16 protein-coding genes are annotated in these 19,710 nt (G+C 72.0%); 5 read left to right on the top strand and 11 right to left on the bottom strand.

Features of this window, described 5'->3' with window-relative positions:
• Positions 1-16 precede the first annotated feature (16 nt).
• The 4 genes from ACZ5TL_RS03230 to ACZ5TL_RS03215 all read right to left on the bottom strand — a co-directional run bounded on the left by ACZ5TL_RS03230 (position 17) and on the right by ACZ5TL_RS03215 (position 4,605).
• Positions 17-1,303, bottom strand: coding sequence for an aspartate aminotransferase family protein (locus tag ACZ5TL_RS03230; RefSeq protein WP_468587133.1), 1,287 nt, complete (start codon positions 1,301-1,303; stop codon positions 17-19).
• Positions 1,300-2,142: a nitrilase-related carbon-nitrogen hydrolase gene (locus ACZ5TL_RS03225; RefSeq protein ID WP_468587131.1), complete on the bottom strand. Its 843-nt coding sequence runs from the start codon at positions 2,140-2,142 to the stop codon at positions 1,300-1,302. The genes ACZ5TL_RS03230 and ACZ5TL_RS03225 overlap by 4 nt, the downstream gene beginning before the upstream one ends.
• 170 nt (positions 2,143-2,312) lie before the next feature.
• A complete protein-coding gene (locus ACZ5TL_RS03220; protein WP_468587129.1) occupies positions 2,313-4,244 on the bottom strand; it encodes a hypothetical protein in 1,932 nt (643 codons plus the stop codon).
• Between the two features lie 109 nt (positions 4,245-4,353).
• On the bottom strand, positions 4,354-4,605 hold the full coding sequence (locus tag ACZ5TL_RS03215; RefSeq protein ID WP_468587127.1) for a helix-turn-helix domain-containing protein: 252 nt from the start codon (positions 4,603-4,605) through the stop codon (positions 4,354-4,356).
• Between the two features lie 32 nt (positions 4,606-4,637).
• On the opposite strand from ACZ5TL_RS03215, the gene map reads away from it, so the two are divergent.
• Positions 4,638-5,405: a type I methionyl aminopeptidase gene (gene map / locus ACZ5TL_RS03210; protein ID WP_468587125.1), complete on the top strand. Its 768-nt coding sequence runs from the start codon at positions 4,638-4,640 to the stop codon at positions 5,403-5,405.
• 179 nt (positions 5,406-5,584) lie between these two features.
• Positions 5,585-8,119: an ATP-dependent Clp protease ATP-binding subunit gene (locus ACZ5TL_RS03205; protein WP_468587123.1), complete on the top strand. Its 2,535-nt coding sequence runs from the start codon at positions 5,585-5,587 to the stop codon at positions 8,117-8,119.
• Positions 8,120-8,212: 93 nt separating this feature from the next.
• Here the strand turns inward: ACZ5TL_RS03205 and ggt are convergent, their stop codons facing one another.
• Complete coding sequence (gene ggt / locus ACZ5TL_RS03200; RefSeq protein WP_468587121.1) at positions 8,213-10,018, bottom strand: gamma-glutamyltransferase; 1,806 nt, start codon at positions 10,016-10,018, stop codon at positions 8,213-8,215.
• Positions 10,019-10,121: 103 nt separating this feature from the next.
• On the opposite strand from ggt, the gene ACZ5TL_RS03195 reads away from it, so the two are divergent.
• Positions 10,122-10,880 (top strand): hypothetical protein, encoded by a 759-nt coding sequence (locus ACZ5TL_RS03195; RefSeq protein WP_468587119.1) that lies wholly within the window; start codon positions 10,122-10,124, stop codon positions 10,878-10,880.
• 116 nt (positions 10,881-10,996) lie between these two features.
• Entirely contained in the window at positions 10,997-12,616 is a 1,620-nt protein-coding gene (locus ACZ5TL_RS03190; RefSeq protein WP_468587117.1) for a CocE/NonD family hydrolase, read from the top strand.
• Positions 12,617-12,838: 222 nt separating this feature from the next.
• On the opposite strand, the gene ACZ5TL_RS03185 is transcribed toward ACZ5TL_RS03190, so the two are convergent.
• Positions 12,839-13,582: an amino acid ABC transporter ATP-binding protein gene (locus ACZ5TL_RS03185; RefSeq protein WP_468587115.1), complete on the bottom strand. Its 744-nt coding sequence runs from the start codon at positions 13,580-13,582 to the stop codon at positions 12,839-12,841.
• A gap of 140 nt (positions 13,583-13,722) precedes the next feature.
• Positions 13,723-14,130, bottom strand: a complete 408-nt coding sequence (locus tag ACZ5TL_RS03180) for a DUF6278 family protein (RefSeq protein WP_468587113.1) — start codon at positions 14,128-14,130, stop codon at positions 13,723-13,725.
• A gap of 226 nt (positions 14,131-14,356) precedes the next feature.
• On the opposite strand from ACZ5TL_RS03180, the gene ACZ5TL_RS03175 reads away from it, so the two are divergent.
• Positions 14,357-16,123 carry an SGNH/GDSL hydrolase family protein gene (locus tag ACZ5TL_RS03175; RefSeq protein WP_468587111.1) on the top strand — a complete coding sequence of 589 codons (1,767 nt, stop codon included), beginning with the start codon at positions 14,357-14,359 and terminating at the stop codon, positions 16,121-16,123.
• Between the two features lie 31 nt (positions 16,124-16,154).
• Here ACZ5TL_RS03175 and ACZ5TL_RS03170 read toward each other — a convergent pair whose 3' ends face one another.
• The 4 genes from ACZ5TL_RS03170 to ACZ5TL_RS03155 all read right to left on the bottom strand — a co-directional run.
• A complete protein-coding gene (locus tag ACZ5TL_RS03170; protein WP_468587109.1) occupies positions 16,155-16,934 on the bottom strand; it encodes an exodeoxyribonuclease III in 780 nt (259 codons plus the stop codon).
• A gap of 52 nt (positions 16,935-16,986) precedes the next feature.
• Positions 16,987-17,622: an MBL fold metallo-hydrolase gene (locus ACZ5TL_RS03165; RefSeq protein WP_468587107.1), complete on the bottom strand. Its 636-nt coding sequence runs from the start codon at positions 17,620-17,622 to the stop codon at positions 16,987-16,989.
• A 59-nt stretch (positions 17,623-17,681) separates the two neighbouring features.
• On the bottom strand, positions 17,682-18,989 hold the full coding sequence (gene pcaDC / locus ACZ5TL_RS03160; protein WP_468587105.1) for a bifunctional 3-oxoadipate enol-lactonase/4-carboxymuconolactone decarboxylase PcaDC: 1,308 nt from the start codon (positions 18,987-18,989) through the stop codon (positions 17,682-17,684).
• Positions 18,990-19,021: 32 nt separating this feature from the next.
• The coding region (locus tag ACZ5TL_RS03155) for a transposase (protein ID WP_468587103.1) at positions 19,022-19,710 on the bottom strand (689 nt) is incomplete at its 5' end.

Here is a 19,710-nt window from a genome sequence, read left to right as displayed (position 1 = left end):
CTTGTTCAGTTCACTGCTACTGGATGCTCCTCAGAGCGTTCTCGAGGATCGCGGCGCCTTCCTCGGCCTCCGCGACGTTGAGGGACAGCGGCGGGGCGACGCGCAGGGAGCTGGTGTTGTGCCCGCCGCCCTTGCCGATCAGCAGACCTCCCTCGCGGGCCGCCTCCAGGACGGCCGCGGCGGCCTTCGGGTCGGCCTCGTCGGTCCCGGGCCTGGTGATCTCGATGCCGATCATCAACCCTCGTCCGCGTACCTCCCGGACGGCCGGGACCTGCGCGGCGGCGGCCCGCAGCCGCTCGATGAGCATGCCGCCGACGCGCCGGGCGTTGCCCTGGAGGTCGTGTTCCAGCAGGTAGTTGAGGTTGGCGAGGCCCGCCGCCATGGTGATCTGGGTGCCGCCGAACGTGGAGATGCTGTTGGAGTCCAGGCAGTTCATGATCTCCGAGCGGGCGACGACACCACCGATGGACATGCCGTTGCCGATGCCCTTGGCGAAGGTCATGATGTCCGGCGGCCCGTTCTGCCCGTGGGCCTGCCAGCCCCAGAAGTGCTCGCCGGTGCGGCCCCAGCCGGTCTGCACCTCGTCGGCGATCCACAGGATGCCGCGCTCGTGCAGCACCTCGCGGAAGGCCGCGTACAGCCCGTCCGGCGGGGAGGTGAAGCCGCCGACGCCTTGGATCGGCTCGGCGATCAGCGCGGCCGGCGCGCGGGTGTGACCGAGCAGGTCCTTCAGATCGTCGACGCAGGCCGCGATGAAGGCCTCGTCGCTGAGGGAGGCGTACGGGCCGCGGGTGCGCACCCCGCCGTGGACGTACAGCGCCTGCAGCGGGGACAGCGAGGTCGGGGACCAGCCGCGGTTGCCGGTGATGCCGACGGAACTGAAGGAGCGTCCGTGGTAGCTGTTGCGCATCGCCAGGACCGTGTTGCTCCGCCGGTAGGCCGTGGCCAGCAGCAGGGCGGTGTCGTTGGCCTCGGTGCCGGAGGTGGTGAAGAACACCCGGGCGTCCGGGATGCCGCTCAACTGGGCTACGCGCTCGGCGAGTTCGACCATCGGACGGTTGAGGTAGAGGGTCGAGGAGTGGATGATCCGCCCGGCCTGCTCGCTCACCGCCTTGGTCACCTCGGGCAGCGCGTGCGCGGTCATGGTGGTGAGGATGCCGCCGAAGAAGTCGAGGTACCGGTTGCCCTGGGCGTCCCAGACGTGGCGGCCCTCGCCGTGGGTGATCTCGAGGGGCTCCTCGTAGTAGAGGGCGAGCCAGTCCGGGAGCACCGCCCGGTGGCGGCCCAGGAGGTCGTGGGTCACGGCTGCACCAGCCCTTCGTAGGCGTCGGGGCGGCGGTCGCGGTAGAAGGCCCACTGCTGCCGCACTTCTTCGATGAGGTCGAGGTCGATGTCCCGGACCACGAGTTCCTCCTTGCTGTCGCTGGCCACGTCCCCCACCATCTGCCCACGCGGGTCGACGAAGTAGCTCGTGCCGTAGAAGTCGTTGTCGCCGTACTCCTCGACGCCGACCCGGTTGATCGCGGCGATGTAGTACCCGTTGGCGACGGCCGCCGCGGGCTGCTCCAGCCGCCACAGGTGGGACGACAGGCTCCGGTGGGTGGCCGAGGGGTTGTAGACCAGCTGGGCCCCGGCCAGGCCCAGTTGCCGCCAGCCCTCCGGGAAGTGGCGGTCGTAGCAGATGTAGACGCCGATCCTGCCCGCGGCCGTCTCGAAGACGGGCCAGCCGAGGTTGCCGGGCTTGAAGTAGAACTTCTCGCGGAAGCCCTTGAGCTGCGGGATGTGGTGCTTGCGGTACTTGCCGAGGTAGGTGCCGTCGGCGTCGATCACGGCCGCGGTGTTGTAGTAGAAGCCGGGCTGCTCCGCCTCGAACACCGGCGCGACGATCACCATGCCGGTCTCGCGCGCGAGCGCCCGCATCCGCCGCACGGTCGGCCCGTCGGGGACGGGCTCGGCCCACCGGTAGTGCTCCGGCTCCTCGACCTGACAGAAGTAGGGGCTGCTGAAGACCTCCTGGAAGCCGATGATCTTCGCGCCCCGGCGGGCCGCCTCGCGGGCGTGCTCCTCGTGTTTCGCCACCATGGACTCGGTGTCGCCGGTCCAGGTGGCCTGGACCAGAGCGGCACGTACGACGTTGGCCATGAGCTGCTCCTTCGACGCGACGTCTGCGCCTCTACGCCCGTAGAAGCGGGCCGTAGAGCCACGAACGTAAGCCTCCGGCACGGGCTTGCCAAGACCATCGTCGCCAACCCGCGGGGTGGAACGCGATTCGCACTCCGGTGGGTGAGTCGTCCGGGCCACGACATCGCCGGTCAGGCGGCGAACCCCGCGACCCTCAGGGCGTGCACGAGATCCCATCGGCGCTCGTCCGACATCCCCTGGGCGGCCCGCAGCAGGAGTGGTACGAGGCGCTGCGGATCGGGCGCGGCGCTGCGGGCGGCCTCCTCGGGGGTACGGGCCCGCACATACGCGTCGAGCAGTGCCCGCACCTCACGGTGACGTCCCTCGGCGGCCAGCCCGAGCACGGCCTGGCCGACCTCGCCCGGAGGGCGCGCGACCCCCTGCCGCAGCATCTGCCGCCCGTCCCCCACCCGCCCGGCCTCGGCCAGGGCGTCCGCGGCGGCGACCAGCCGCCCGGCGGGCAGGGAGGCGGCCTCCCAGAGCAGCGTCTGCCAGTCGGCGTCCAGTCCGGCGAGGTGCAGCCGCTCCGCGAGCAGCGGGAACCGGGCGGGGTCCCAGTACGCGGCCTCGACCAGCAGGGCATGCGCTTCTCCGCTCCGCCCCTCGCTCCGCAGCCGGGCCAGCGCTTCCACGGCCCTCACGACCTCCGCCCGGTCCCCGGCGCCGACCGCGCCGGCCTCCGCTGCCGGGCGCTCCGCCACCGCCTCCTCAGCGGCCCCGGCGAAGCGGGCGCCGCGGGGGGTGCGGCCGGTGGCGGGGGCGGGGGCGGGGGCGGGGAACACCGGCTCAGCAGCGGGCGGCACGACGACGGGTCCGGCCTCCTCCTCGGCCATCCCGGCGTAGCGGGCGCCGCCGCGACGGCGCTTGCGCGCCTTGGGGACGGGGGGCTGAGGGGCCTGGGGTTGGGGGGCCTGGGGTTGGGGGTCGGCAGGCGCGGTGAACGCGTCGGGGGTGCCGTCCGCGTCGGGTTCCCGGGGGACGGCCCCGCTCCCCGGACGGCCCTGGGCGGGACGCCCGGGTTCCGGGCCGGCGGCCTCGTACCGGGTGTCGTACCGGCCGGCCGCGTCGGTCACGGCCGGCGCCGGCTCGTCGCGGGGCCGCCGCACGGCGGGCGACCCGGGCTCATACGGATCGACGGCCGCCTCCGGCGTACGGCCACTGCCCGACGCCCCCCGGTCAGCCCCGTAGGGGCCACGCTCCGCCGGATGACCACCTGCCGATGTCCCACCGCCGGAGGCACGAGCCGGCGCCGGCTCGTCGCGGGGCCACGGCATGGCGGGCGCCCGGGGCTCGGAAGGATCAGCGGCGGCCGAGGGCGCACGGCCGCTGCCCGGGACCGGCCCGTCCGGCCCGTAGGCGCCGCGCCCCGTCGACCGGCCGGCCGTAGCTGCCCCACCGCCGGCCGCACGAGCCCCGCCTGCCGTTTCCCCACCCCCGAACACAGGAGCACGATCCGCCGCCCGCGCACCGGTACCCGCACCGGGGACACGCGCGGCGTTCGCCGGCACTCCGCCCCGCGACCCGTCGCCCCACGCCATCGCGGGCACCCCCTGCTCCCGGCGGTCCAGGTGAGCCATCCGTGCGCGCAGCTCCGCACACCGCGCGTCGGCGCGTTCGTGGTCGTCGCGGGCCCAGGCGAGGTCCAGGCGGAGGGCGTCGGCCTGCTCGCGGGTGGTGGCCGAGGTCAACTGGCGGGCCAGGGCCGCCTGGCGTTCCGCGGCGTACCTCTGTTCGCGGAGCATGACGTCGAGGCGGTCACCGAGGGCGTCCCGACCCCCGGGCCGGTTGTCGTACGCGGCGAGCGCGGCGGCGTGCAGGGAACGGGCGCGTTCCGTCTCCGGGTCCGCTCCCCCCGGGCCGTACTGCGCGGCGAGGTCGTGCAGCAGCGCCTCCACCACGTCCCAGGGCGGCATCTCAAGCCCGTCGAGACAAGCCCGCATGCCCTCCGGATCGCGCTGCCAGAACACCGCGTACCAGCCGCCCGCGGGGTCGAGACGTGCCAGCAGGCCGTCCAGATAGTTCGCGAACTCCCGCACCTGGGCCGGGAGTTGATCCGCCGTCATCGCTCAACTCCCGCCAGACCAAAGCCTCCGCCCCGTAGGCAACACCAGTTGTGTTACAGCGGTGCTACGGGGAGTTTTCACACGCGGAGCAGGAGCCTTCGTGCCCGGGTCAGAGCGGCACGGGCACGCACTGCCCGGCCAGCTCGTCCATCGACAGACCGAGCACGCCGGCCAGCGCGGCCACCGTGAAGAAGGCCGGGGTCGGAGCCCGTCCGGTCTCGATCTTCCGGAGGGTCTCCGCGGAGATGCCCGCCCGGGCCGCGATCTCCGCCATGCTCCGGCCGTCACGCGCCTCGCGCAGCAACTTGCCCAGCCGCTCGCCGCGTTCGCGCTCTTCGGGGGTGAGAGGGGTGCGCACCATGCCACCATTCTAATACCGGTATAGTAATTGGCATGGTGGAACTGAAGACGGACACATCGATCGACGCCATGTACGAGGCGGGCCAGGTCGTCGCCCGTGCCCTGACGGCCGTACGGCAGGCCGCCGCCGTGGGCGTCTCCCTGCTGGAACTGGACGAGGTGGCGCACGGCGTGCTGCGCGAGGCGGGCGCGACCTCGCCCTTCCTGGGCTACCGGCCGTCCTTCGCGCCGACCCCCTTCCCCGCCGTCCTCTGCGTCTCGGTGAACGACGCGATCGTGCACGGCGTCCCGGACCGCTACCGGCTGCGCGACGGCGACCTGGTCTCCGTCGACTTCGGCGCCGAACTGGGCGGCTGGGTCGGCGACTCGGCCCTCAGTTTCGTCGTGGGCACCCCGCGCCCGGCCGACCTGCGCCTGATCGAGACCGCCGAGCGCGCCCTCGCGGCCGGCATCGAGGCCGCCGTCGTCGGCAACCGCATCGGCGACATCGCCCACGCGATCGGCACGGTCTGCCGCGCCGCGGGCTACGGCATCCCGGACGGCTTCGGCGGCCACGGCATCGGCCGCCGGATGCACGAGGACCCCGGGGTGCCGAACGAGGGCCGCCCGGGGCGCGGGATGCGCCTGAGGCACGGCATGGTGCTGGCGATCGAACCCATGGTCGTCGCGGGCGGCACGGACACCTTCCACGCGGCCCCCGACGGCTGGACCCTGAAGACGGACGACGGCTCCCGCGCGGCTCATGCGGAGCACACGGTGGCGATCACGGAGTCGGGGCCGCGGATCCTGACGGCGCGCTGAGGCTCGCCGGGATCACCCTGGTACGCCCCGAAGGTGCCCCTTGTCCGCGATCGTGCGAAGGTGTTCTACGAGCGCGCCCCAGGTGTAACCGGCTGCCACCCGGGTTACCCGACCCCGGCACGTCGACCAGCGAGGGCGTCCCCCGCCCGCGCGCCGGGGACGCCGGGAACGGAAGGCCCATGAGCAGCGGCTTCACCAGCCCGGAGGGCTACGGCTCGGACCCCTTCGGAGAATTCCTCGCACGCTTCTTCGGCGGACCGCGTCCGGGTCCCCGGCAGATCGACCTCGGGCGGCTGCTCAGTCAGCCGGCCCGGGAGCTCGTCCGCGGCGCCGCCCAGTACGCCGCCGAGCACGGCAGCCGGGACCTGGACACGGAGCACCTGCTGCGGGCTGCGCTCGCCACCGAGCCCACCCGGACCCTGCTCAGCAAGGCCGGCGCCAACCCCGACTCGCTGGCCTCGCAGATCGACGAACGGTCGGGCCCGGCCCAGCACAGCCCTAAGGACGCCCCGCCGCCGACCGCGCTCTCCCTCACGCCGGCCGCCAAGCGGGCCCTGCTGGACGCGCACGACATGGCCCGGGCCCGCGGGTACGGCTACATCGGCCCGGAGCACGTGCTGAGCGCCCTGGCCTCCAACCCGGACTCGGCCGCCGGGCACATCCTGAACGCGGCCCGTTTCGCCCCCTCGGAACCGCCCGAGGCGCCGGAGGCTCCCCCGTCGGAGCGGCCGCGCCCGACGAACACGCCGACCCTCGACAAGTACGGCCGTGATCTGACCGAGCTGGCCCGGCAGGGCCGGATCGACCCGGTGATCGGCCGGGACCTGGAGATCGAGCAGACCGTCGAGGTCCTCTCCCGCCGTGGCAAGAACAACCCGGTGCTGATCGGTGACGCGGGCGTCGGCAAGACCGCCATCGTGGAGGGGCTGGCGCAGCGCATCTCCGAGGCGGACGTGCCCGACGTGCTGGTCGGGCGCCGCGTGGTCGCCCTGGACCTGACGGGCGTCGTCGCGGGCACCCGCTACCGGGGTGACTTCGAGGAGCGGATGAACAACATCGTGAGCGAGATCCGCGCCCACTCCGACCAGTTGATCATCTTCATCGACGAGCTGCACACGGTCGTCGGCGCCGGTTCCGGGGGCGGAGACGGCAGCTCCATGGACGCCGGCAACATCCTCAAGCCCGCCCTCGCCCGGGGCGAGCTGCACATCGTGGGCGCCACCACGCTGGAGGAGTACCGCCGGATCGAGAAGGACGCGGCGCTGGCCCGCCGCTTCCAGCCGATCATGGTGCCGGAGCCGACTCCCGCGGACGCGATCGAGATCCTGCGCGGCCTCCAGGACCGCTACGAGGCCCACCACCAGGTCCGCTACACCGACGAGGCGCTGGTCGCCGCAGTGGAGCTCTCGGACCGTTATCTCACCGACCGCCGGCTGCCGGACAAGGCGATCGATCTGATCGACCAGGCCGGTGCCCGGGTGCGCCTGCGGGCCCGGACCAAGGGCACGGACGTCCGGGCCATGGAGCGGGAGCTGGAGCAGCTGACCCGGGACAAGGACCAGGCGGTCGCGGACGAGAGTTACGAACAGGCCACCCATTTGCGCGACCGGATCGTGGAGCTGAAGCAGCGGATCACCGAGGCCGGCGGTGAGGGCGAGGTCGACGAGGGCCAGGACCTGGTGGTCGGGGCCGAGGCCCTCGCCGAGGTGGTGTCCCGGCAGACCGGCATCCCGGTCAGCAGCCTCACCCAGGAGGAGAAGGACCGCCTGCTGAGCCTGGAGGAGCATCTGCACGAGCGGGTGGTCGGCCAGGACGAGGCCGTGCGGGTCGTCTCGGACGCGGTGCTGCGCTCCCGCGCCGGGCTCGCCTCCCCCGACCGCCCGATCGGCAGTTTCCTCTTCCTCGGGCCGACGGGCGTCGGCAAGACCGAACTGGCCCGGGCGCTCGCCGAGGCCCTGTTCGGCAGCGAGGACCGCATGGTCCGCCTCGACATGAGCGAGTACCAGGAGCGCCACACCGTCAGCCGCCTGATCGGCGCCCCGCCCGGCTACGTGGGCCACGAGGAGGCGGGCCAGCTCACCGAGGTGGTGCGCCGCCACCCGTACTCGCTCCTGCTGCTCGACGAGGTCGAGAAGGCCCACCCGGATGTCTTCAACATCCTGCTCCAGGTCCTCGACGACGGCCGGCTGACCGACTCCCAGGGCCGCACGGTGGACTTCACCAACACGGTCATCGTGATGACCAGCAACCTCGGCTCCGAGGCGATCACCCGCCGCGGCTCCACCGTGGGCTTCGCGTCGGGCGGCGCCGAGGCGGACGAGGAGGCCCGCCGCGAGCAGATCCTGCGGCCGCTGCGTGAGCACTTCCGCCCGGAGTTCCTCAACCGCATCGACGAGATCGTCGTCTTCCGCCAGCTCACCACGGAACAGCTGCGCCGGATCACCAACCTCCTGCTGGACCGCACCCGTTCCCTCGTCCAGGACAAGGGCATCACGGTCACCTTCACCGACCGGGCGGTGGAATGGCTGGCCGAACGCGGCTACGAGCCGGAGTACGGCGCCCGCCCCCTGCGGCGCACGATCCAGCGCGAGGTGGACAACGAGCTGTCGCGGCTGCTGCTGGACGGCAGGGTCACGGAGAACGGCCAGGTGGCCGTGGACGTACAGGACGGCCACCTGACGTTCGCGACGCGGGATCCGGCAGCGCCCTCGTAGAGGGCGCGGGGTGGTGCGATGTGCGGCTCCGCCGCGTGGCGCGGTCAGCACCCGGGCATGGAGGCGCACCCACCCACCCGCACACGAAGGCCGTCAGCGCACCGGCCGCACCACCATCGCCGACCCTCCACCGCGCCGCTCGGTCTCGGCGGCTGCCAGCCACTTCCCCCCGGGCAGCCGCTGAACGCCCGTCGCCGCACCGATCTCCGGGTTCACCTTGAACGAGTGCCCGATCCCTTCGAGCCGCTTCCTCAACCGGACGTCGTCATACAGCCCGGGCTCCAGCTCGGTCTGCGCGGCGTTGCGCTGGCTGGCCCGGGGGGCGGCGATCGCGTCGACGAGCGGCAGCCCCCGGTCGAGGAACCCGGTGAGCGTCTGCAGCACCGTCGTGATGATCGTCGCGCCGCCCGGCGACCCCAGCGCCACCACCGGCCGGTCGTGCCGGTCGAGCACGATCGTCGGCGACATCGAGGACCGCGGCCGCTTCCCCGGACCGGGCAGATTCGGGTCGTGCACCGCGGGATTGGCCGGCGTGAAGGAGAAGTCCGTCAACTCGTTGTTGAGGATGAAGCCCCGACCGGGGACGGTGATCCCACTGCCACCGGTCTGCTCGATCGTGAGGGTGTAGGCGACGACGTTGCCCCACTTGTCGGCCACGGTCAGATGCGTGGTGCTGTCGCCCTCGTAGGTCGTGGGAGCAGCCGTACCGCCGGAGCCGCAGGACTTCGGGGCGCGCGGATCGCCCGGCGCCACTGGGCTGGCGAGCACCGCGTCGTCCTTGATCAGGCAGGCCCGCGAGTCCGCGAACCGCTGCGACAGCAGCTCCTTCGTCGGCACGTCCTCGAAGGCGGGGTCCCCCACCCACCGCCCGCGGTCCGCGAAGGCGATCCGGCTGGCTTCGATGTAACGGTGCAGGTACTTCGCCCGGCTCGCCTTCGACAGGTCGGTCCGCTCCAGGATGTTGAGCGCCTCACCGACCGTCGTGCCTCCGGAGGAGGACGGCGCCATGGAGTGGACGCCGAGACCGCGGTACGAGGTCCGGGCCGGCGCCTGGAGCTTGGTGCGGTAGGCCGCCAAGTCCTTCGCGGACAGGTCGCCCGGCCGGGCGTTCCAGCCCGATCCGGGGTCCACCGGCGGCTTGTTGACCGTCTCGACGACGTCCCGCCCGAGCGTGCCGTGGTAGAGCGCCCCGACGCCCTTGCGTCCCAACTCCGCGTACGTGCGGGCGAGATCGGGGTTCTTGAAGGTGGAGCCCACGACCGGCAGCCGCCCGCCCGGCAGGAACAGCTCCGCGGTGTCCGGGAAGTAGCGGAAGCGGGTCTCGTTGGACGCCGTCTGCGAGCGGAAGGTCTCGTCGACCGTGAAGCCGTCACGGGCGAGCCGCTCGGCCGGCTTCAGGACACTCGCGAGCCGCTTGCTGCCCCACTGGTCCAGCGCCGTCTGCCAGGTGGCGGGCGTGCCCGGCGTGCCGACGCTCAGGCCGCTGCTGACGGCCTCGGCGAACGGGACGGGCTTGCCGTTCTCGAGAAACAGGTCCTTGCCGGCGCTCAGCGGCGCGGTCTCGCGGCCGTCGATGGTGCGCACCGTGCGGGACTTGGCGTCGTAGTAGACGAAGTAGCCGCCTCCGCCGATGCCGGCGGAGTAGGGCTCGGTGACGCCGAGTGCGGCGGCCGTGGCGACGGCCGCGTCGACGGCGTTGCCGCCCTTCCTCAGGACCTCGATCCCGGCGGCGGAGGCGTCGGGATCGACGCTCGACACGGCGCCGCCGTAGCCGACGGCCAGGGGGGTCTTCTCACCCCCGGGGCTCTGCGCGGCGGGTGGCGCCGCCGCCCCCACCGAAGCCACCACGGCGGCCGAAACCGCCAGGACCGTCAGATTCCGTGCGACAGGGCGACGCATCCGCACCTCCAGTCAAAGGCCGTCCGCGCAGCTTAATTCATCGTCATGGAGGCGTCAGGCAGGCATCGAACACCGGTGCGTCGGCCCGCTACCATGCGCGCCCATGAACGACGACGTGCGCAACATCGTCCTGGGCGTGATAGCGGCGGGCATCAGCGCCGCGCTGGGCTGGGTGGCCCGGACCTACCTGTACCGGCGCAGGCTCCGCCGGAAGCAGGCGTTCTTCGGGCTGCCCGACAACTCCGAGTCCCTGCTGGTGGTGAACCGGGGCGCCGCGGGGCCGGAGTTCTCGGTGATGCGCTACGACGTGTTCGCGCTTCTCGAACTCGCCGCGCTCATCAAGGACTGCAACGCCCACGCCCAGATCCTCCCGCACGACACCGCACGCCAGGGCTTCGGCGAGCGCACCGAGTTCTGCGTGGGCGGCCCGGCGTCGAACCGCCGCATGGCGGCCCATCTGTCCTCCCTGCTCCCCGGTGTGCGGGTGAACGTGGACCCCGAACCGGGCCCGGACCGGGGCTCGTTCCTGGTCGGCTCCGAGCGCTACCGCGTGGACAACGGCAAGGAGGAGTACGCGCTGCTCGCCCGGCTCACCGCCGACCGCGGCCAGGACACCCGTCCGGTCTTCCTCTTCTGCGGCCAGACGTCGATCACCAACCAGGCGGCCACCCGTTATCTCGCCCGCAACCAGGAGCGGCTGGCCCGCAAGTACGGCAGCGGTTCCTTCGTGCTGCTGCTCAAGGTGATCAACTCCCAGGCGTACGGACCGGACGTCGTCGAGCTGGTCGAGGAGGTGACCCGCGCGGCACAGACCGCCGTGCCCGCCACCGCGGTTCCACGCAACAGCCACCGGGCCTCCTGAAGTCCTCCACTCCTCAACAATCGTTACTGGCACGTAACTTACCGACGGGTTACCACTGGTAAGAGGCCGAGGTTACCGTCTGGTCACTTTGCACTGACACGAGTGAGGAGTGACCCATGAGCCAAAGGGGCGCGAAGCGCCTTCGAACCGGGGGGCGACGGGAGGAGGGTGGGACCCACCGCAAGGCCCTGCGCGCCACCGCCGCAGGCGCCGTCTCGGCGACCCTGGTCGCCGGCACCGCCCTCGGCATCGCCCCCACCGCCCAGGCGGCGCCGAACCCCGTCCGCTTCGTCGACATCGCCGGCGACGGCGGCACCGTCCTCAAGGCCAACGTCGTCACCCCGGCCGGGGCCCGCGGCACCGACCGCTTCCCGCTGCTCGTCATGCCCACGAGCTGGGGCCTGCCCCAGGTCGAATACCTGGCCCAGGCACAGCAGCTCGCCGACTCCGGATACATCGTGGTCACGTACAACGTGCGCGGCTTCTGGCAGTCGGGCGGCGAGATAGAGGTGGCGGGCCCACCCGACGTCGCCGACGCCTCGAAGGTCATCGACTGGGCTCTCGCGAACACCCCCTCGGACGGCGGGCACATCGGCATGGCGGGGGTCTCCTACGGCGCCGGCATCAGCCTGCTCACCGCCGCGCACGACAAGCGGGTCAGGGCGGTCGCCTCGCTCAGCGGCTGGGCCGACCTGATCGGCTCGATCTACGCCGGGCGCACCCAGCACCTCCAGGCAGCCGCCCTGCTGGACGGCGCGAGCATCGTCACGGGCCGTCAGAGCGCCGAACTCCGCCAGGTCTTCGACGACTTCTACGGCTCGAACCTGGCGAAGGAGCCGGAGCTCATCGCCTGGGGGAAGAAACGTTCCGCTGTCACGTACGTCGACCGGATCAACAAGAACGGCGCGGCGGTCATGCTCGCCAACGCCTGGGGCGACTCGGTCTTCCCGCCCAACCAGTACGCCGACTTCTACGAGAAGCTGACCGGCCCGAAGCGGCTGGAGATGCGCCCCGGGGACCACGCCACCCCCGAGCTGACCGGCCTGTTCGGGCTGCCCAACGACGTGTGGAAGGACACCCGGCGCTGGTTCGACCACCACCTCAGGGGCGAGGCCAACGGCATCGACCGCGAGCAGCCGGTCCAGCTCAAGTCCCGCTCCAGGGGCGGCTACGAGGGCTACCCGGACTGGAAGTCGGTCGGCGCGAACGACCGGAAGATCGCCCTCGCGGGTACGAAGACGATCCGCGCGAACGTGAACTCGGGCGCGGACGGCGGGGTCGTCTTCCTGTCCAGCATCCTCGACCAGGCGGCCCAGTTGCCCCCGATGGCCTCGATCCCCCTGCTCCCCCGCCGCTGGGCCGCCGTATGGCAGTCGGAGAAGTACGCCACGGCCCAACAGGTGCGCGGGACGGCGACGTTGCACACGACCCTCACCCCGGCCAAGGAGAGCGGCACCCTCGTCGCCTACCTGTACGACGTGGGGCCGCTCGGCCTCGGCAAGCTGGTCTCCCACGCGCCGTACACCTTCCACGGGCGCACCCCCGGACAGCCGTTCGGCGTCGACCTGGAGCTGTACTCCACGGCCTACGACGTCCCGGCCGGGCATCGCCTCGCCCTGGTCGTCGACACGGTCGACCCGCTCTACATCGAGCACAACCCGTCCGGCGCGCAGCTGACCTTCTCCTCACCGGCGAACGACCCGTCGTACGTGTCGGTTCCGCTGCGCGAGCAGTGATCTCCGGCTGCCGCCGGACGGGCCTGGCCGATGTGAACCGCCGCCCCCGTGGCCGTGCGGGCCATGGGGACCGCACCCGGTGGGAACGCCCCGCGGACCGGGCGGGCGGTCAGCTCATCCCGGGCGGGTCGGCGGATTCTGGCGAAGTCCCCCTCTCCGACAGGGATGAAGGGCACATCGTAGTCGAGGTCCGGGGCGATGAGCCGTCCGGTGCCCGCCCGTTCAGTGTTTGAGGATCTTGGAGAGGAAGTCCTTGGCGCGGTCACTGGTGGGGTTGGTGAAGAACTCGTCCGGGGTGCGGTCCTCGACGATCCGGCCGTCGGCCATGAAGACGACGCGGTTGGCGGCCGAGCGGGCGAAGCCCATCTCGTGCGTGACGACGATCATGGTCATGCCGTCGCGGGCCAGTTGCCGCATGACCTCCAGCACCTCGTTGATCATCTCCGGGTCGAGGGCCGAGGTCGGCTCGTCGAAGAGCATCGCCTTGGGCTCCATGGCCAGGGCGCGGGCGATGGCCACACGCTGCTGCTGACCGCCGGAGAGCTGGGCCGGGTACTTGTCCGCCTGGTCGGCGACGCCGACCCGGTCGAGGAGTTCACGGGAGCGCCTGTCGGCGTCCTCCTTCTTGCGCCCGCGCACCTTCACCTGCCCCAGGGAGAGATTCTGCAGGACGGTCTTGTGGGCGAAGAGGTTGAACGCCTGGAAGACCATCCCGACGTCCGCGCGCAGCCGCGCGAGGGACTTGCCCTCCTCCGGCAGCGACTGCCCGTCGAGGACGATCGTCCCGGACTCGATGGTCTCCAGGCGGTTGATCGCCCGGCACAGGGTGGACTTTCCCGACCCCGACGGGCCGATGACCACGACCACCTCCCCCCGGCCGACGGTGAGGTTGATGTCCTGCAGGACATGCAGCTCCCCGAAGTGCTTGTTGACGTCACGCAGCTCGATCAGCGGATCGACGGCCATGCTCAGCCCTACTCACTCTCAGCTGTGTGGTGGTTGCCGCAACGTATCCAGGCACGATCGGACTTGTCGGGCGACACGCACTTTTCGATCATTAGCCGTATTTACGTCGGACTTTGGGCCAAAGGGTGCGGCCAGGGGGCTCACGACTCCGCGACTTCGGCGTACAGCTGCGACAGCTCGGGCACCCCGTACGCGGCCCACTCGTGACCGGAGTCCACGACGTCGAACTCCCGGCCGGACGCCAGCCGCACGACCGGTTGCCCGTCGGAGCGGATCTCCCAGGCGGCTCCCGGCACGGTGCGCACGATGACGGTGCCCAGGTAGAGCCCGGCGTCGTTGCCCAGCCAGGCAAGGGTCTCCTCGTCGTCCCGCCAGCGCGGAACGAGCTGGTCCAGCGCCTCCAGGGAGGCCGCCGAGTCGTCCAGCCGGACCCCCTCGCGGGATGCCTGGGAGCGGAGCAGCTCGCACTCGGCGAGGAGTTCCGCGATGCCCGCGGGATCGGGGAACCCGACCTTGTGGCGCCGGTTGCCCAGGAAAGGGATGTTCATACGCCCAGCGTGTCATTCGTACCGCCGTTCGCACCACAGGGCGCGCGGGCCCGCCGATTCCGGACGGGTTCAGGCCGAGTTCACGTGACGCGCGTTGACGGGTCCGGTCTCCCATGTCTCCCTGGTTTCACCGTGCGTCTTGCGTCCCTGCCGTCGTTACCTCTTCTGTTCCGTCCCTGCGTTTGGTCTTGTTGCGTCGCGTGTCGATGAGCGGGAGGTGCCGGCCGTGCGCCGATGTGTCCGGGTGGTCCTGGTCGTCCTGGCCCTGTGCGGTTCCTTGATCCCGGCGGTCTCGGCCCATGCCGCCGAGGCAGGACGAGCCGCGCCTGTGCCGCTGGAGCGACTGTTCGACAACGTCGCCGTCAGCGACGACGACCGGCCGGCCGAAGCCGACTTCGACGGCACCGGGGCCTCCCTGTCGGCCCGGGACCTGACGGCGGCGGGCTGGACGCCCGGCCGCACGCTCATCGTGCAGGGGGCCCGGCTGACCTGGCCGAAGCGGCAGCCGGGCGAGCCGGACAACGTCCGCGCCGCCGGGCAGGACGTCCGGGTCACGGGGCGCGGTGACGCGCTCGCCTTCCTGGTGACGGGCACCGCGGGCACGGAGGTGGGCGGCCCGGGCACGATCACCTACGCGAACGGCCAACGGGCCGGCTACCGGCTTTCCGCGCCCGACTGGCGCACCGGGCCGCTCGCCACCAAGGCGGTGGCCCTGCCGCACATCAACACGCCCGGCGGCCAACTCGCTCTGCGGGCCCGGCTGTACGTCGTGACGGTGCCACTGGTCCCGGGGCGCGCGGTCGCCTCGGTCCGGTTGCCGGACGCCACCGGACTGCACGTCTTCGCGATGTCCGTACGGACCGCCACACAGGGCTGGACGGGCAGCTGGGCGACGTCCACCGGCGGCTACGGCGCGGTGGGCCCCTGGACGGACCGGACGCTGCGGCTGGTCGTGCACACCTCGGCGGGCGGGCCCCGGGTGCGGGTGCGGTTCGACAACACCTTCGCGGTGGCGCCGGTACGGATCGGGAGCGCGACTGTGGCCGTGCAGGCCTCGGGGGCGGCCTCCCGGAGCACTCCCGTGCCGCTGTCCTTCGGCGGGACGGCGGGCGTGCGGATCCCGGCCGGGGCGCAGGCGTACAGCGATCCGCTCGGCTTCACCGTGCCCGCGGACGCCAACCTGCTTGTGAGCTTCCACCTGCCCGGCACGGTGGCGGCGGCACCCGTGCACCGGCTCGCGCAGCAGCGGTCGTACGTGAGCGAGCCCGGCGACCACGCGGCGGACGGCTCGGCGGGGGCGTACACCTCCGTGATCACCGGCTGGCCACTGCTCGCAGGTGTCGACGTCAGCGGCGGGCCCGGCTCCGTGGTGCTGCTCGGGGACTCGATCACCGACGGCGACAAGTCCACCGTGGACGCGAACCGGCGCTGGCCGAACGTCCTGGCCGGCCGGCTCCTGCGGCAGAGCACCGTCCCGCGCTACGGCGTACTGAACCAGGGCATCTCGGGCAACCGTGTCGTCAGCGACCGGTATCCCGGCGACGGGGTGTCCACGGACGCGGCCGGGGTGAGCGCCCTGCACCGGTTCGACCGGGACGTCCTCGCCCAGCCGTCGGCCCGTACGGCCGTCGTCTTCGAGGGCGTCAACGACCTGCGGTGGGGCACCTCGGCGGAGCAGGTGATCGCCGGGCTGCGGGAGCTGGCGGCACGCGGGCACGCCCGGGGCCTGAGGATGCTCGCGGCGACGATCCTGCCCTGCGAGGGCGAGACGCGCTGCACGGCCGCCGTCGATGCCGAGCGGATCGCGGTCAACGCGTGGATCCGGGACGGCGAGGTCTTCGACGGCGTACTCGACTTCGACGCGGTGGTCAGGGACCCGCAGCGGCCTTCCCGGATACTGCCCGCGTACGACAGCGGGGACCACCTGCACCCGGGCGACACGGGGCTGGCGGCCCTGGCGGACTCGGTCGACCTGCGGCTGCTCCGGTCCTAGAAGCGGCCTGGGGCCTGTTGCGAAACCGGTCCTACACGTCGAGGTCCACGACGACCGGCGCGTGGTCCGACGCGCCCTTGCCCTTGCGCTCCTCGCGGTCCACGTACGCGTCGCTGACCGCCTTCGAGAACGGCGCGTTGGCGTACACCAGGTCGATCCGCATGCCGCGGTTCTTCGGGAAGCAGAGCTGGCGGTAGTCCCAGTACGTGAACGGGTGCTCGTACTTCAGAGGCCGCGGGACGACGTCGGACAGGCCGGCCTCGCGCAGGGAGGCCAGGGCGGCGCGCTCGGCGGGGGTGACGTGGGTGGCGCCCTCGAAGGCGGCGCGGTCGAAGACGTCGTCGTCCGTCGGCGCCACGTTGTAGTCGCCCATCACCGCGAAGGGGCGGCTGCCGGACGCGTCACCGGCGACGGCCGCCTTGAGGGCCTCGAACCACTGGAGTTTGTAGGCGTAGTGGGGGTGGTCCACCTCACGGCCGTTCGGCACGTAGACCGACCAGACGCGGAGCGGGCCGCAGGTCGCCGAGATGGCACGGGGCTCCACCGAGCCGTCGAAGCCGGGGTCGCCGGGCAGGCCCTTGACCACGTCCTCGATGCCGACGCGGGACAGCACCGCCACGCCGTTCCACCGGCCGGTCGCGTGGACCGCCGACTCGTAGCCCAGCTCGCGCAGCTGCTCCGTGGGGAACTGGTCCTCGGCGACCTTGGCCTCCTGGAGGCACAGCACGTCCGTGCCGCTGCTCTCCAGCCAGGCCAGGAGCCTCGGCAGGCGGGCGGTGATCGAGTTCACGTTCCAGGTCGCGATGCGCATGTCCCACAACCTACCCGGCGGGTCTGACAACGCGGCCCGGTCCCCTTCGGCCTCAGACCTCGGCGGAGTCGCCCGGCGCCAGCCGCAGGTGCTCCGAGCCGCCGAGCTGCCCGATCTGGCGGTCGTAGATGGGGCGGGCGAGGTCGGTGAGCAGGGCGTCGTGGATGTCGTAGGCCCGCTGCGGCTCGACCTCGCGGACGTAGTCGATGACCTCCGAGATCTTGCTCCAGGGGGCCATGACGGGCAGCATCAGCGTCTCGACCGGCCGGCCGGGGACGGTGAGCGCGTCGCCGGGGTGGAAGACCTTGCCGCCGTCGACGAGGTAGCCGACGTTGGTGATGCGCGGGATGTCCGGGTGGATCACCGCGTGGAGCTCGCCGTGGACCTGGACGTCGAAACCGGCGGCGGTGAAGGCGTCGCCGTGGCCGACGGTGTGGACGCGGCCCGGGAAGGCGGACGAGATCTTCTCCGCGACCGACTTCAGGGTCCAGATCTCGGCGGCCGGGTTGTCCTCCATCGCGGCGCGCAGCCGGAACTCGTCGAAGTGGTCGGGGTGCTCGTGGGTGACGAGGATCGCGTCCGCGCCGAGCGCGGCGTCCTCCTCGCTGAACCCGCCGGGGTCGAGGACGAGGGTGCGGCCGTCCTTCTCGAGGCGGACGCAGGCGTGTGACTTCTTCGTGAGCTTCATGGTCCCCATCCTGCCTCGGGGGCCTGCCTCGGGGGCTGCCTCGGGGGATGTACGAAGGCTCACTCCTGGGGCGTGGTCTCCTCACGGATGACCTGCTGGGCCACCTTGAACGCGCTGTTCGCCGCCGGTACGCCGCAATAGACCGCCGCCTGGAGCAGCACCTCCTTGATCTCGCCCGGGGTGAGGCCGTTGCGCAGGGCGGCCCTGGTGTGGAAGGCCAGCTCGTCCAGGTGGCCGCCGGCGACCAGGGCGGTGAGGGTGACGCAGCTTCGGGTGCGGCGGTCCAGGCCGGGGCGGCCCCAGATCTCGCCCCAGGCGTAGCGGGTGATGAACTCCTGGAAGTCCCCGGAGAACTCGTCGGCCTGTGCCAGCGCCCGGTCGACGTGCGCGTCGCCCAGCACCTCGCGGCGGACCTTGATCCCGGCGTCGTACGGGTCGGGCCGCACCTGGACCTGCGGCGGTACGGCGACCGGCGCGATCTCGGCGACGGGCCCGGTCTGCGGGGGCTGCGGCGGGGCGGGAGACAGGACCGGCCTGAGGGCGGCGGCCGGCAGGGCAGTCTGGCCGGTGGAGGTCTCGAAGCCGGGCTGCCAGGCGGTGGAGAAGTGCCGCACGAGCAGGTCGGTGACCGCCGCGGGCTGCTCCACCGGCACCAGGTGGGAGGCTCCGGGCACGACGGCGAGGCGGGCGTCCGGGATGCCGGCGACCAGGGTGCGGGCCTCGGCGGGGCCGGTGACCTGGTCGTCCGAGCCGACGAGGACCAGGGTCGGCACGCCGACGCGGCCGAGTTCGGCCCGGACGTCGAAGGAGGCGAGCGCCTCGCAGGCGGCTATGTAGCAGCCGGGGTCGGTGGTGCGGACCATCTGCACGGCCCATTCGGTGATCGCGGGCTGCGCGGCGGCGAACCCTCCGGTGAACCACCGTTCCGGCGCGGTACGGGCGATCGGGTCGAGGCCGTTCGTGCGGACGATCACGCCTCTCTGCCGGAACTCGTCGGCCGTGCCGAAGCGGGGCGAGGCCGCGATCAGGGCCAGGGAGGCGAGCCGCTCGGGGTGGCGCAGGCCCAGCTCGATGCCGACCGCGCCGCCGAGCGCGCAGCCGGCGTAGCCGAAGCGCTGCACGCCGAGCCCTTCGAGGGTGGCCAGCAGCCGCGTGGTGAGGTCGCTGACCGAGCCCGCCGGGTACGCGGGAGCGCCGCCGTGACCGGGCAGGTCGAACCGGAAAACGCGCCACTGCTTGACCAGCTCGGGGATCTGGCGGTCCCACATGTGCCATGTGGTACCCAGTGAGGGACCGAGGATCAGGACCGGGGCCTCTTCTGGCCCGTCAAAGCGGTATTGCAGGGTGCTCGGTGGTGTCTCACTCACGTCCCAGACCCTCTCACGTCTCACAGACGCCCCTATAACGCGGGGGTGCTTGAAACCCGTCTGACCAGGTTGAATACCTCGCGGGCCGCGTATCGCTTGAGGCATCGGACAATCTCACGACGGGTCTTGCCCTCCTGCGTGCGGCGTTCGTAGTACGCCTGAGTGCGGGGGTCGTGGCGCAGCCGGGTGAAGACGATGCGGTGCAGGGCGGCGTTCGCCTGGCGGTCGCCGCCGTAGTTGAGCCGGCGCGTGCTCCGCCGGCCAGAGGAGTACTCGATGGGGCTGACTCCGCAAAGGGCAGCAAAGGACGCCTCGGAGTTCAGCCGCTCGGGGTTGTCTCCCATGGTGATCAGGAGAGTGACTGCACTGTCCGGGCCAAAGCCCACCGGTACGAGTAGCTGTGGGGCGTGGTGTTCGACGAGCCGGGTCAGGCGTTGGTTGAGCTCATTGATCTGCGCGGTGAGCTGTTCGATGCGGTCGGCGAGCATGCGTAACGTCATGTGGGTGGCCTGGGTCACCGCGTCCTCGTCTCCCCCACCGTCGGGTGGGCCGAGGCGCGCGCAGGTGCGGAACAGCTCGGCGTTGCCGAGGCTCGACAACCGTTCCCGCAGGGCGGGATCGGCTATGTGAGGGGCCCCGAAGATCCCGGACAGGGACCCAATAGGGTTGTCCTGTAATGAATCGAGGGAAGAAGCAAGTGGCACGTCCAAGTCCGTACTCG

The sequence above is a fragment of the Streptomyces sp. NPDC033136 genome, from assembly GCF_055578235.1.
Note: the sequence above shows the minus strand (reverse complement) of the source record. Positions and strands in the feature narration are given on the sequence as shown.